This window comes from Caballeronia sp. LZ028, from assembly GCF_031451415.1.
In the GTDB taxonomy this organism is placed as follows: domain Bacteria; phylum Pseudomonadota; class Gammaproteobacteria; order Burkholderiales; family Burkholderiaceae; genus Caballeronia; species Caballeronia zhejiangensis.
Genome location: NZ_JARUXN010000006.1, coordinates 62,592 through 74,987, shown reverse-complemented (window position 1 = coordinate 74,987; position 12,396 = coordinate 62,592). Strand labels below are relative to the sequence as shown.

The 12,396-nt window shown below is 65.8% G+C and carries 10 protein-coding genes; 5 read left to right on the top strand and 5 right to left on the bottom strand.

Going from position 1 to position 12,396, the window contains the following annotated elements; all coding sequences use genetic code 11:
- Positions 1 to 44: 44 nt before the first annotated feature.
- A complete protein-coding gene (locus QCE58_RS30305) occupies positions 45 to 1,262 on the top strand; it encodes a diguanylate cyclase (RefSeq protein ID WP_008345652.1) in 1,218 nt (405 codons plus the stop codon).
- Positions 1,263 to 1,308: 46 nt separating this feature from the next.
- Here the strand turns inward: QCE58_RS30305 and QCE58_RS30300 are convergent, their stop codons facing one another.
- The gene (locus tag QCE58_RS30300; RefSeq protein ID WP_250522706.1) at positions 1,309 to 2,808 is read right to left on the bottom strand and encodes an argininosuccinate lyase; all 1,500 of its coding nucleotides are present in this window, start codon (positions 2,806 to 2,808) and stop codon (positions 1,309 to 1,311) included.
- A gap of 267 nt (positions 2,809 to 3,075) precedes the next feature.
- Here QCE58_RS30300 and QCE58_RS30295 point away from each other — a divergent pair, with 267 nt between their 5' ends.
- Together QCE58_RS30295 and QCE58_RS30290 are read left to right on the top strand one after the other, a co-directional pair.
- Positions 3,076 to 4,452 carry a DEAD/DEAH box helicase gene (locus tag QCE58_RS30295; protein ID WP_250522707.1) on the top strand — a complete coding sequence of 459 codons (1,377 nt, stop codon included), beginning with the start codon at positions 3,076 to 3,078 and terminating at the stop codon, positions 4,450 to 4,452.
- A 278-nt stretch (positions 4,453 to 4,730) separates the two neighbouring features.
- Positions 4,731 to 6,827: a hypothetical protein gene (locus QCE58_RS30290; protein WP_409014189.1), complete on the top strand. Its 2,097-nt coding sequence runs from the start codon at positions 4,731 to 4,733 to the stop codon at positions 6,825 to 6,827.
- 180 nt (positions 6,828 to 7,007) lie between these two features.
- Here the strand turns inward: QCE58_RS30290 and QCE58_RS30285 are convergent, their stop codons facing one another.
- Genes QCE58_RS30285 through QCE58_RS30270 form a run of 4 tightly spaced genes read right to left on the bottom strand, consistent with a single transcriptional unit; the run spans position 7,008 to position 10,735 of the window.
- Positions 7,008 to 7,802: an ABC transporter substrate-binding protein gene (locus QCE58_RS30285; protein WP_175982149.1), complete on the bottom strand. Its 795-nt coding sequence runs from the start codon at positions 7,800 to 7,802 to the stop codon at positions 7,008 to 7,010.
- A gap of 46 nt (positions 7,803 to 7,848) precedes the next feature.
- A complete protein-coding gene (locus QCE58_RS30280) occupies positions 7,849 to 9,309 on the bottom strand; it encodes an NAD(P)/FAD-dependent oxidoreductase (RefSeq protein WP_250522709.1) in 1,461 nt (486 codons plus the stop codon).
- Positions 9,306 to 9,608, bottom strand: coding sequence for a (2Fe-2S)-binding protein (locus QCE58_RS30275; protein ID WP_250522710.1), 303 nt, complete (start codon positions 9,606 to 9,608; stop codon positions 9,306 to 9,308). The genes QCE58_RS30280 and QCE58_RS30275 overlap by 4 nt, the downstream gene beginning before the upstream one ends.
- Positions 9,609 to 9,610: 2 nt before the next feature.
- The gene (locus QCE58_RS30270; protein ID WP_250522711.1) at positions 9,611 to 10,735 is read right to left on the bottom strand and encodes an FAD-binding oxidoreductase; all 1,125 of its coding nucleotides are present in this window, start codon (positions 10,733 to 10,735) and stop codon (positions 9,611 to 9,613) included.
- A gap of 102 nt (positions 10,736 to 10,837) precedes the next feature.
- Between QCE58_RS30270 and QCE58_RS30265 the strand changes: the two genes are divergently transcribed.
- Together QCE58_RS30265 and QCE58_RS30260 are read left to right on the top strand one after the other, a co-directional pair.
- Complete coding sequence (locus QCE58_RS30265; RefSeq protein WP_175982147.1) at positions 10,838 to 11,746, top strand: LysR substrate-binding domain-containing protein; 909 nt, start codon at positions 10,838 to 10,840, stop codon at positions 11,744 to 11,746.
- Between the two features lie 241 nt (positions 11,747 to 11,987).
- Entirely contained in the window at positions 11,988 to 12,392 is a 405-nt protein-coding gene (locus QCE58_RS30260) for a thioesterase family protein (RefSeq protein WP_008345636.1), read from the top strand.
- Positions 12,393 to 12,396: the final 4 nt, after the last annotated feature.

Here is a 12,396-nt window from a genome sequence, read left to right as displayed (position 1 = left end):
GTCATGTCAGATCGTCTTCGGCCGGAAGAAGGCTTAACGAGCGCATGCGTGTCGACCTCATCACCCTTTACCTGTTAGCGATAGGAACGCTCCTCGCCAGCAGCGCGCTGACGCTCTGGGAGCGCCGGTCGTATCCGCGGCGCAGGCGCGAACTCGGCGTGCTCGCGGCCGGTTATGCGACGCTCGCGCTCGGCTGCGCCGCCGCGTCGATGCGGCACGGCGTGCCCGGCCTCCCCGGCGTCGTGGGGGCCGCGGTGTCGAATCTCATCATCGTCGGCGGGTATCTGCTCAATCTGCAAGGCGTCGCGCTCCTGAACGGACGCCGCTACGGCCGGTTCGCCGTCGGCATCCTGTCGATGCTCGCGCTCGCCTGGGCCATCGCGGGCAAGCGCGGCGAAGCGGTCATGTGGGCGTACATCAGCGCCATTCCCATTGCCGTGGTGTGCGGTCTGACTGCGCGCGAACTCCTCGGCACGCGGGATTCGAAATGGAAGCAGTCGCGCAACATCGCCGTGGCCGTCACGGGCGGCCACGCGCTCTTCTACGCATTCAGGGCCGCGATTCTGCCGTGGCTGGCGGCGTCGTTCGGACCGCAGTTGCTGGCGATCGCCGGTCAGGCGACGATGTATGAAGGCGTGCTCTATTCCGTCGTTCTGCCGATGACGCTCCTGCGCCTCGCGCGCGACGAAGCCCACGCCGATCTGCGACGCGAATCGCAGACCGATTACCTCACGGGTCTCGGCAACCGCCGATGGTTCTTCGAAGAAGGCGCACGCGTCATCCGCGAAAGCGACGCCTTTCCGCCGGCGTCGTGTCTCGCGCTCGACCTCGACCGCTTCAAGGCGATCAATGACCGCTTCGGCCACGAAGCCGGCGATGACGTACTGAAGTCGTTCGCGAAGATTCTGCGCAGCGTGCTCGGACGCGATGTGATCCTGGCGCGCATCGGCGGCGAAGAGTTTGCCGCGCTGTTGCCGGGGCACGAAAGCGCCCGCGCGAAAGACCTGGCCGAAGCCGTCGTTCGCCGCTTCGCGCAGACCGTCACGCGCACGGCCGGCGGCGTGGAGATCGAGGCGACGGTGAGTATCGGCATGGCGCGCATCGGCACCGATGAAGACACGCTGGAAAAAGTGCTCGCTGCCGCGGATCGCGCGCTCTACAGCGCAAAATCGCGCGGCGGCAACCGGCTTGAAATCGCGCGAGCCGCGACGGCCCGCGCGAATCTCGACGATGCGCCGGACCGCCGTCTGACGGCACTCTGAGCGTTCATTCGCCTGGGTCGAGCAGCCCGTTGCGACACCCGGACGATCACCGGCTGCTCAAGAGCTTGTCGAAGTCACGATCGAGTCCGGCCAACGATGAATCGATCGTCTTGCGCTTCTCGGCCACCCATGCGTCCTGCTGCGCGATCTTCGCTCTTGCCGCAGTCAGCATGCGTTCCATCTCCGCCGGTTGAGGCCCGCCGACGGTACGCCGGTTATCGACGATAGCCGCCGGATTCAGCGTCGAACGAAATTCCTCTTCGCTCATCGGCAGCACGCCGTTGCCGTAGCCTTTGGTCGTTTCGGCGTAGATGCGCTGCGCCTGATCGTAGGGGAAATCGCTGGGCTTGATATCGTTCGCTCGCGCGTATTCCACGACCTCCGACGCGAAGTGGTGGCCCAATCGGAAAGGCAGCTTGTATTTGCGCATCAGCACGTCGGCGACTTCCTGCGATGCGGTCCAGTCGCTGTTCAGTTCCTCCAGCGCCCGGCCCTGATCGATCACCAAAGCCTTGAGAATGTCGTCCCATTTGCGCAGGACGGTGATAGCGCTGTTCACCATTTCCTTGTTGTCCCTGACTTCCTTCGCGTCCGGCATGCCGGGCGGCAGATTGTGTGCGCGAATGACCGGTCCCATCGCGAGCGTGATGGCAGTCGATGCATCCGCGCGTGTCGAATTCAGCAGGCCCGGATTGCGCTTCTGAGGCATCGCGCTGGAAACGTAGGTGTTGTTGCCGCCTTCCTGAAGCAGAATCCACGGACGCGGCTGCGCATATTGCGTCATGACGTCCTCGATGAAACTGCCCGCATGAAGCGCGATGCTCGTCACGATCGAGCCGACTTCTACCGGATGATCGACCGCGGCGATCTGATGCGCGTCGTAGGCGTTGTCGACGATGTCGGCGAAGCCCAGATATTGCGCCATGCGAACGCGGTCCAGCGGCCAGCTCGTGCCGTTCAGCACCGTGGTTCCCATCGGGCACAGATCGATGCGTGCGTACGCTTCGCGGATGCGCTGCGCGTCGCGATCGAGGGCGGCAGCGTAACCGAGCAGATAATGCCCGTAGCTGTTCGGCTGGGCGGCGACGCCATTGGTGTAATTCGGCACGATGGTGCGCTCGTGCTTTTGCGCCAGCGTCACGAGCGTCGCGGATGTCTTGTTCAACTGTTCGGCGAGGCGCAGCATATCGTCGCGCAAGATGGCGGCGCGATACGTGGCATGCATGTCCTGGCTAGAGCGCCCGGCGTGCAGCAGCGTCACATCCATTCCTGCGGCTCGAATCAGCAGCGGCTCGAATGTGATGACGGTGGAAGGGCGCTTGCCGCCGGGTTGATTGCCGTCGTGAATCACTTTGGCGAGGCCTGCCGCGATGCCGGGCACCAACGCCTTGTCCAGCAACCCTTCCTGACTATTGATGACCGCGGTAGCCTTGTTGATTTCGCCGAGCCAGTAAAACTCGTCGCGGTTCGTCGTCTGCTGGGCGCTCGCGGGCAACGCATGGAGAAGAATCGCGAAAGCGAGCGGAATTACCTTCTTTCTGAGCATGGTCTCGATTGTCCTTGTCGCTGCAGTGACAGCGTTTGTTCGAATAGCCGTTGCGCCGATAGCGAAGAGCGCATTCTAAACGCGGGCCTTTTCATCCATCATCGCAATCGATGAAGCGGGTCATCGCGGTGTCTCCTCGATCTCGCAAGCGCGGCGGGTTCATCGATGCGAATCTGGAACCCGAGCTTTCGCGCCGCTTTCGATCGCGCGCGCCGCCGATGCGCGCTTCGTAAAGCTAAGATTGCGGTTTTAGCCCGGAATACGTGCATGTCCTTCGCCTCGCTTGGCCTGATCGGTCCGTTATTACGTAATCTGCAGGACCTCGAATATCGGACACCTACGCCGGTGCAGGCGAAGGCGATTCCTGCCGTGCTCGGCGGCAAGGACGTCATGGCTGCGGCGCAGACCGGCACTGGCAAGACGGCGGGTTTTGCGCTGCCGCTGTTGCAACGGCTGGTGCAGCACGGTCCGCCGGTGTCCAGCAACCGGGCGCGCGTTCTGGTGCTGGTGCCTACGCGTGAGCTGGCAGAACAGGTGCTGCAGAGCTTCATCGAATACGGCAAAGGCCTCGACTTGCGATATCTGGCCGCCTACGGCGGTGTGAGCATCAATCCGCAGATGATGAAGTTGCGCAAGGGCGTCGATGTGCTCGTCGCCACGCCGGGCCGTTTGCTCGATCTCAATCGGCAGAACGCGGTGCAGTTCGATCAAGTGCAGACGCTCGTGCTGGACGAAGCCGACCGCATGCTCGATCTCGGCTTTGCGCGCGAACTCAACGCTGTCTTTGCGGCGTTGCCGACCGAGCGCCAGACGCTGCTGTTCTCCGCCACCTTCACCGACGATATCCGCGCGATGGCGGCGGGCATTCTGCGCGGGCCGGTCAATATCAGCGTCAGTCCGCCCAATGCGACGGCCAGCAAGATCAGGCAGTGGGTCGTGCCGGTGGACAAGAGAAACAAGCCTGATCTCTTCATGCATCTCGTGGCCGAGAACAACTGGGAACACGCGCTGGTGTTCGTCAAAACCCGCAATGGCGTGGATTATCTGGCGGCGATGCTGGATGAAGCGGGATACGCCGTCGACACCATTCACGGCGACAAGCCGCAACCCGCGCGCTTGCGTGCGCTCGAGCGCTTCAAGACGGGCGAAGTGAGCATGCTGGTCGCCACCGACGTAGCCGCGCGCGGGCTGGATATCGATGACTTGCCGCTGGTGATCAACGTCGATTTGCCGATCGTCGCGCAGGACTATGTGCACCGTATTGGCCGTACCGGACGCGCGGGCGCCAGCGGTGTGGCGGTGTCCTTGGTGTGTGCCGATGAAGCGCCGCAACTGGCCGCGATCGAAGCGCTGATCCGGCAAACGCTGCCGCGTGAAGAAGAGCCGGGTTTCGAGGCCGAACACCGCGTGCCGCAAACCAGCGCGACGGGCCAGATCATCAAGAAACCCAAAAAGCCGAAGAAGCCCAAAGCCGCGCCGGCCTCGACGTCCCGCGTTGCGGACGCGGACAAAGGCATGATCTCGCCTGGCAGCAATCCTTTCGGCGTGCAGAAGCCACGCGGCAAATCCGCCGGCAAGCCAGCGGCGGGGTCGCGCAAGCCCGCTGGTAAATCCGCTGATGGGCGAAGCAAACGGCGACCCTGATCCGGTCTGAACCTCAGCGTGGCGATAAACGACCGCTAGTGGCCGAGAGCAATCAGCGAGACCCTGTCATGGCACGGCGGTCGAGCGTGACGTCATGGATGCGCCGCGCGGCCACGATCCGCTCTTCTTTAGCCTTTCAAATCCGCTGAACAACCGGCCGTTTTCGAGTCTGATCGCCGGATCGCGGTGCTGACGCTTGCCTTACGCTGATGACGTCGATGGTCGGCTTTCCGAAAGCCGCATCGGACACATCAAGCGCGGTTCATCGCCGCGCCCGCATCCTTATCGGTAAGGTCATCGTGAAGCCCATTCTTTTCACCGCCGCGGCGAGCGCGGCGTTTTCCCTGTGTCTGTCCGCGTGCGGCGGATCGACTCCGTCGACGTCGGGCGGCGTATACATGGGCCCGGTCGCGAACGCATCGGTGACCGTGCATGAGATCGCGGCCGACGGCACCGTCGCCGACAAGGCTTCCGCCGTCGCCACGACCGGCAGCGACGGCACGTTCAAGCTGACGGGCACGCTGCGCTATCCGCTGCTCGTGCGCGTGAAGGGCGGCAGCTTCGAGGAAGAAGCGAACGGCACGGCGACGACGCTCACCGGCGAACTCGACGCGGTCTATCTGAGCGCGCCTTCGCAGATGGTCGTCTCCGCGTATTCGAACGCGATCGTCGCCGATGCGCGCGCCGCGGGCGGTCTTATCGCGGGCAATATCGCGGCGGCTATGTCGCGCGTGAACGCGTTCGCCGGCGATATCGACGTGCAGCAAACCATGCCGGCACTCGTCGCGGCCGGCACGGCGTCGACGGTCACGGACGGCGCGAAGATGGCGCTCGCCCTCGGCGCGGAGTCCGAAAGCCGCACGGCCGACGGCAGCAGCATCGAGGCGAGCACGCAGGACATCGTCGCGCAGGCGGCCAACGGCGACACGCTGACGTCGTGTCACGCGGGCGCGGGCAACATCGCGGAAGACGGCACGGTGAGCGCGCCGGGCGGCGGCAACTGCTCGATCACGACGGGCGCGGCGACGTATATGTCGAATCCGCGCAACCGCTCGGGCATCACGTCGGTCGCACAGATCGAGCCGGTGATGCCAGGCGCGGTGCAGACCGCGAAGGGCAGCGCGAGCACGTGCGGCGACCGCGTCGCGCTTCTGACCGATAACCTCGCGCTCTTCGATGGCCGCCGAAACGACGTGCAGGCGAAGCTCACCGGCAAGCTGACGAAGACCAACTGGTCGACGCTCAAGACGCCGAGCAGCTGGGGGCCGCTCGCCGGCCAGTACGGCGCGATCCAGGCGCCCGCCGGGTGCGCGGATATCGGCACGTTCCAGCGTGAACTGGTGATCGCGGTCGAGAATTACTGGGTCGATCAGAACATCAACTATTGCCACCACCATATTCCGGGCTGGCTGCCGTTCGACGATTCGTCGGACGCCGATCCGAAATATCGCAACTCGTCCAAGGGCAGCACGTCGGGCGGAAAGACCGATCCGGCGCAGAAGTACGGCATGACGTGCACGGCGCAGCGCAGCGGCGTCGACGGCTCGCAGGTCGTGCAGCGCAAGGGCGAAACGAACGCGGCCGCGCTCGAGCCGGCGCAGATTCAGTGGCACGGCGTCGACTGCTCCGACTTCACCGCGTGGGTCTACAACTTCGCGGGCTTGACCACGGACAATCGCGAAGTCGAAACCGGCATCACGACGCAGGCGTGCATGACGCCCGCGGGCGCCACGACGACACCGAAATGGGCGGGCGTCAAGCAAATGGGCGTGTTGCTCGACATCAACCACGGCAATTTCGATGCGACGTCGAAGCTGCTGTTGCCGGGCGATCTGCTCTATATCACGCAGGCGCCGAAGAAGGTCAACGGCGTGACGGTGCCCGAAACGGCGACGTCGACGATCGCGTTGTCGCACGTCGTCACGTGGACGGGCAAGACGTGGTCGCAGTTGCGCAACGGGCCGGACGGCTGGCGCTACGATCCGGCGCACATCGGCGAGCCGGGTTCGCGTCTGGGCGGCGATCTCGCGTACATCCTCAACGACGACGACGTCGAGGCCGCGCTGAAGCGTCTCGATCCGTACATGATCATCGACAGCCATTACGCGGGTCCGGCGTATCGCCCGTTCTACGGCTGGTATCGCGGCAGCGTGTCGAACGCGCGACGCATCATCGATGCGGACGCGGCGCGCGCGAACCCCGAACTCGCCGATCTGATCATCGAGCAACGTTCGACGCGCGCGGCCACGACGACCACGCTCGGCCAGATCGTGCTGGCGTCCAATCGCGGTCTCAAGAACGGCTACACGCTGCAGTACACGCAAGGCAGCAACGGCGCGATCGCGGACTGCGAACGTGTGGGCATCGCTAAATAAAGCGGCGTAAAAGCCGTCAAGCAACGGCGCGGCAAGACCACGGACAGTCGCCTCTTCGGCGCACTGCTGGACGTTTTTGGCCGCGCCGCTTCGACTAGGCGAGGACGTCGCCGCGGCCGGATAGCGTGTGTTCGAGGCCGCCCGCACGAGCGACCCTGTGTGCGCGCCAAGCTACGGACATTACTTCCCGTACATGTCGAAATCGAAGTACCGTGCTTCGATCTTGCGATAGGTTCCGTCGCGCAGCATTTCGGCGAGGGCGCCATTCAACGCCTCACGCAGTTCCGGATCCGATTTGCGCACGCCGGCGGCGTCGCCGTCGCCCATGATCTTCGCGTCATAGACCACATCGCCCGCGAATGCGAAACCCTTGCCCGCGGGCGTCGCCAGAAAACCCAGCTTGCCCTGCACGGCATCCATCAGCACCGCATCGACGCGGCCCGCCGTCAGATCGGCATACGCCTGGTCGTAGCTCGGATACGCGACCACTTCGACGCCGGACGATGCCCACTTTTCCCGCGCATAGGTTTCCTGCACCGTGCCTTGTTCGACGGCCACCCGCTTGCCCGCGAGCTTCGACGCGTCGGGCAGCAGATGCGCGCTCTCCTTGGCGATGAGGCGCGTCTGGTTGCGGTACAGCCGGTCCGTGAAATCGATCTGCTCGCGGCGCTTCGCGTTCGCTGCCATCGATGACAGGATCACGTCGAACTTGCGCGCCTGCAGGCCGGGGATCAGGCCGTCGAAGCTGCTTTGCACCCAGACGCACTTCGCCTTGAGTTTCGCGCACAGTGCATTGCCGAGGTCGACGTCGAAGCCCACGACCTGACCGTCCTTCGCGACCGATTCGAACGGCGGATAGGTCGGGTCGACGCCGACGCGGATCGTGCTCCATTCCTTGGCCGATGCCATCGTGCTGACGGCCATCAGGGCGAGCGCGGCGGCGGTCAACATCGTCTTTGCGCGGGTGGTCTTCATTGGGGGCTCCGTGTGTGGGGTGTCGTTTCGTCTGTCGTGGATGGATTCAACTGGGAAATTCGCCGCGTGCGAAGTCGTCGTCGAGCGCGATGGACTCGGCGATTTCATCGACCGTGACCGGCTTGATCGGCGCGCGGATGCGGTAGTAACCGACATCGCCGACCGCGCGCTCCTGCACCTGCGCGATCAGTTCGCCGACCGTCGTGCCGCACCATCGGCCCTGACACGGGCCCATGCCGCAGCGTGAGAATGCCTTCATCTGATTGGGTCCCTGGCAGCCCAGCGCCGCGATCGCGCGAATCTCGCCCGCGGTGACTTCCTCGCACCGGCACACGATTACGTCGTCGGCGGGACGGCGCAGCGCGGCGGGCGGCGCGTAGAGCGCATCGAGCAGCGGACGCACGGCGAGATGGCGTTTCATCGCAAGCCGCGCAGGACGGCTGCGTGCATCGCGGGCTGGCGCATCGAGCGCGCCGAGTTCGCGCGCGATATCGAGCGCCGCAAGCGTGCCCGCGTGCGCGGCGGCCTTCGCCCCGCCGATGCCCGCGCCATCGCCCGCGATCCACACGTTCTTCACGCTGCTGCGCCCGCGCGCATCGGTGCGAGGCCGCCAGCAGGCCGACGGCGCATCCCATTCGTGCTCGCAAGCGAGCGCGCGCGACAGTTGCGTCGACGGAATCACGCCCTGATGCAGCAGCACGAGCGACGTGCCGATCGATCGGGACGCGCCTTGTTCATCGACGAAACGCACGCGTTCGACCCGTCCTTCGCCTTCGATCGAAAAAGCGCCAGCACGGCGATGCACCGGGATGCCCGCGCGCTTGACCGCGCGCATCATGCGCAGACCCTTGAGCAGATAGTCGGCGCCGGCGAGTGCGGGGAGCGCATGAGGCAGCGCGGCGCGCCAGGCATCGCGCGGTGTCGTGTCGATGATGGCCCGCACACGGCGTCCCGCATTCAGCAATTGCGATGCGAACAGCCACAAGAGCGGTCCGCAGCCGGCGAGCACGGCGTCTTGCGAGGGCGCCAATCCGGACGACTTCAGCAGCGTCTGCGCCGCGCCGACGCCCATCACGCCCGGCAAGGTCCAGCCGCGCACGGGCCACGGACGCTCCTGCGCGCCGGTCGCGACGAGCACCGCGCGCGCCGAAACGTCGAGCGTGCCGCCGGGCTCGCCGTCGTGCGCGCGGCGCGTGAGCATGGCGACGGCGCGGCCGTTTCCGGACTCGATCTGCCATACGACGCAGCGCGCGAGATGGGTCGCGCCGCTGGCCTCGAAAGCGTCGATCAGCGCGCGTCCCGCGAGATAGTCGTCGCCGAGCACGGATGCATCCGCGAGCGGAGACCGCGACGCGTTGCGATAGATCTGTCCGCCGGGCGCTTCGCCTTCGTCCGCGACGATCACATCGAGGCCCGCGCGGCGCGCGACGATCGCCGCCGACATGCCCGCAGGCCCGGCGCCGATGATCAGCAGATCGCACTTCGACTGTGCCGGATGCCGTGTCATGCGAGTCTCGCCTTGCCGGACATCGGACGCACACGCATGCCTTCGCGCACGCGCGTCATGCACGCCTGCACGTTCGGCACGCCGTCGATTTCGACCAGACAGTCGAAGCACACGCCCATCATGCAGAACGGTCCGCGCGGTGCGCCGCTGACCGGCGTGTTCCGGCACGCCAGCGTGCCGCTTTCCAGCAGCGCCGCCGAGACCGTGTAATGCGTCGGCACCTGCCGATGCGCGCCGTCGATGTCGATGCACACCAGCGGCGTCGACAGCGTGGCGAGGGATTCGAAGTGCGTGGGCATGTCTAATTCGAAAAGCGCGTGGCGACGAAAGGATGAAGAATCGCGGGCCGTGCGCCGCCCGCGATCCACGGTGCGATGACGTCCGCGTGCGCGGCGGCGAGCGTCACGCCGCTATGACAAATGGCGAGGAACGCGCCGGGATGCGCCGCCGATTCCTCGTAGACCGGCAGTCCGTCCGGCGTCATGATGCGCAACGCGCCCCATGCCCGCACGATGCGCGCATGCGCGAGTGCCGGAAACGCGGTGCGTGCGCGCCGGGCGATATCGGCCATGACGGCGCGTGTCTGGCCGTCGTCGAAGCCGACCTGCTCGGCGGAGTCGCCGAGGAGCACGGAGCCTTCGCGCGTCTGCCGCACGACCAGCGTCGGATAGTCGAGAAACGGCGCGAGCCGCTCGGTCACCATGATCTGACCGCGCAGAGGCGTGATCGGCGCGTTCATGCCGACCATCGGCGCGAGGCGCTTGTTGTCGAGACCCGCGGCGAGCACGACGCGTCCGGCTTGCAGCATGCCGTGCGTCGTGTCGATCTCGAAGCGGCCCGCGCGAGGGCGAATCTCGCGCACCTCGCTATGCGGAAGATACGTGCCGCCGTGCGACGCAAAGGCCTGCTGCATGGCGCGCAGCGTGTAGAGCGGGCTCGCGTGGCCATCGTGCGGCGAATAGAGCGCGCCCGCAAGTTCGTCCGATGCCGAAGGCACACGCGCCTTGAGCGCGTCGATGTCGAGCACTTCGTAGTCGAGCGATGCGTCCTGCGCATGAATCGATTGGAGCAGCTGCCGGCCGGCTTCGAGCTGCTCGGCCGTCTCGCACAACTCTATGCCGCCGGGCCGTTCGAATCCGGCGTCGATGCCCGTTTCGCGCTTCAATTGCGCGGCGAAAGCGCTCCAGCGCTCCGACGACTCGCGCGACCATTGCGCATACGGCAGGCATCGTCCGCCTTTGCCCTGCACCCAGACAAGGCCGAAATTGCCGCGCGCCGCGCGATGCGCGGAGTCGGCTCCGTCGCACACGGCAACGCGCCGGCCCGCACGCGCGAGCCCGTAGGCGATCGCCATGCCGACGAGTCCGCCGCCCGCGACCACGATATCGAACCGGCAGCATGTGTTATGGGCGAGATCGACGTGCATGAATTGCGCTTTGTGCCTGCATTGATGTATCGAGACGCAACTTTCGGCGGATAAAAAACGCCCGTCAAATGCCGAATGATCGGTCATCTATAATTCAATGTTATGGAAATGTCCGAGCTCAAAATCCGGCAGATCGAAGCGTTTCGCGCGGTCATGCTTCGACACACCGTCACGCGCGCCGCCGAGTCGCTGCATATCTCGCAGCCCGCGGTGAGCCGTCTTATCGCCGATCTCGAAAGCCGCGTCGGCTTCGTGCTGTTCGAACGGCAGCAGGGGAGGCTTGCGCCCACGGCCGAAGCGCGCGTGCTGTTCGAGGAAGTGGAGCGCGCGTTCGTCGGACTGGACCGGATCACGCAGGCGGCCCACCAGATTCGCGCGATGCGACGCGGTTCGCTGCGCGTGGCAGGGTCGCCCGCCGTCGCGCTCGATCTGCTGCCGGCGGTGATCGCGCGTTTCGTCGAGCAGCATCCGGGCATCGACGTGAGTCTGCTCGCGCACAGTGCGACGACGGTGGTCGACAAGGTTGCGTCCGGCCAGTGCGACGTGGGCCTGACCGCCGAGGCTATCCCGCATCCGGCCGTGAAGAGCGAGCGGCTTCCGAACGCGGTGATGCGATGTATCGTGCCGCGCGGGCATCGCCTGGCGCGCCGTGCATCGTTGAGTCCCGACGACCTGCGCGGCGAGCCCTTCGTTTCGTTCCCGCACAGCTTCGACGCCCGCGCCGCGATCGACCGCGTCTTCGTGGAAGCGGGCGTGACACGCAATCTCGTGATCGAGGCGCAGTTATCGCAAGCGATCGTGGCGCTGGTCGCCAATCGAGCGGGAGTCGCGCTCATCGACCCGGTGACGGCGGCCTACGCACGGCAACGTGTGGCGGTGAAGCGTTTCGCGCCTGCCGTGCACGATCATTTTTATATCGTGACGAATGCCTCCCGGCCCGTTCCCGTTGTGGCCGACGCGTTTTGCGACGCCGTGCGGGAGGCCTTCGGACGGGTTGTTGCTGAGGTCTGACTTCATGCGGAACTCGCCCCGGTTTCATCCGTGATGGATGTCGAGGCCAGCGCACGCTCATCACCGTGCAGCGACTGCCGCATCAGCCGCCAAGACGTCCGTAGCGAATCGAAACGTCAAGAATCTTAACGGTCCGCCGTTCCGACGTCTCGCAAAATCGCCCGAAGCCCCGCCCGACGGGGCTTCGGCCCATATGGCCCGGACCTTGCCTTATTGGCGGCTACACAACCCGGAGCCGCACATGATCGAACGAGGCCGAGCCGCCACGCTCACCCACACCGTCACTTCCGCGGATCTCGCATCCGCCCACGCGCGCGACGCGGACGAGCGCTACCCCGACGTGCTGTCCACGCCCGCGCTCCTGTCGCTGATCGAGCGCGCTTCTGCCGATGTGCTGCGCGACGCCATCGGTGACGGGCAACTGTCCGTCGGCGTGACGACGCATCTCAACCATCTCGCGCCGACGCCGCTCGGCGCCGAAGTATCCGCGACCGCGACCTTCCGCGACATCGACGGCGCGCTGTACTGGTTCGACATCGTCGCCACCGATGCGGGCGGGCCGATCGGCACCGCGAGCCACGCGCGGGCGATCGTCGAGCGGTCCGCGATCGAAGCACGCGCCGCCAAACGCCGCCGCGCCGAATAACGCC

Coding starts and splice junctions, on each gene's coding strand:
- QCE58_RS30305 (WP_008345652.1), top strand. CDS start 45: ATGCGTGTCGACCTCATCACCCTTTACCTGTTAGCGATAGGAACGCTC.
- QCE58_RS30300 (WP_250522706.1), bottom strand. CDS start 2,808: ATGCTCAGAAAGAAGGTAATTCCGCTCGCTTTCGCGATTCTTCTCCAT.
- QCE58_RS30295 (WP_250522707.1), top strand. CDS start 3,076: ATGTCCTTCGCCTCGCTTGGCCTGATCGGTCCGTTATTACGTAATCTG.
- QCE58_RS30285 (WP_175982149.1), bottom strand. CDS start 7,802: ATGAAGACCACCCGCGCAAAGACGATGTTGACCGCCGCCGCGCTCGCC.
- QCE58_RS30280 (WP_250522709.1), bottom strand. CDS start 9,309: ATGACACGGCATCCGGCACAGTCGAAGTGCGATCTGCTGATCATCGGC.
- QCE58_RS30275 (WP_250522710.1), bottom strand. CDS start 9,608: ATGCCCACGCACTTCGAATCCCTCGCCACGCTGTCGACGCCGCTGGTG.
- QCE58_RS30270 (WP_250522711.1), bottom strand. CDS start 10,735: ATGCACGTCGATCTCGCCCATAACACATGCTGCCGGTTCGATATCGTG.
- QCE58_RS30265 (WP_175982147.1), top strand. CDS start 10,838: ATGGAAATGTCCGAGCTCAAAATCCGGCAGATCGAAGCGTTTCGCGCG.
- QCE58_RS30260 (WP_008345636.1), top strand. CDS start 11,988: ATGATCGAACGAGGCCGAGCCGCCACGCTCACCCACACCGTCACTTCC.